Annotated in this window: 1 pseudogene; it reads right to left on the bottom strand. The window is 80.7% G+C overall.

Annotated elements, in window-relative coordinates:
• Positions 1-306: pseudogene (locus tag A4V12_RS10555) on the bottom strand (serine/threonine protein phosphatase); the annotation flags it as partial.

The following is a 306-nucleotide window of genomic DNA, read 5'->3' as shown; positions in this document are numbered from 1 at the left end:
CGTAGAAGTCCCCGCCGACGCGCTCGGTGTCCTTGGAGGCGCGGTATCCGCCGGCGAACTCCACCCCGTGCACCTGCCGCAGTACGGGCGGGAGCAGTTCGGCCATGAGCGTGGCGGTGATGCCGGACTGCTCCTGGTACAGGCGGGGCGCGGGCAGCGCCGCGCCCGCGCGGGGGGCGGAAACCCGGGGGAACACCCCCTCGGGGGCGGCGGAGGGCGCCCGGGCGCTGCGCCGGGGCAGGGTCAGCGCGGCCGCCGGGGAGGCGGGGCCGGGGAGCGGGGGGAGGGGGGGCGGGGCCGGGGGGG

This window comes from Streptomyces noursei (genome assembly GCF_001646665.1).
Lineage (GTDB): Bacteria > Actinomycetota > Actinomycetes > Streptomycetales > Streptomycetaceae > Streptomyces > Streptomyces lavendulocolor.
This window is presented reverse-complemented; position numbering and strand designations above follow the sequence as displayed.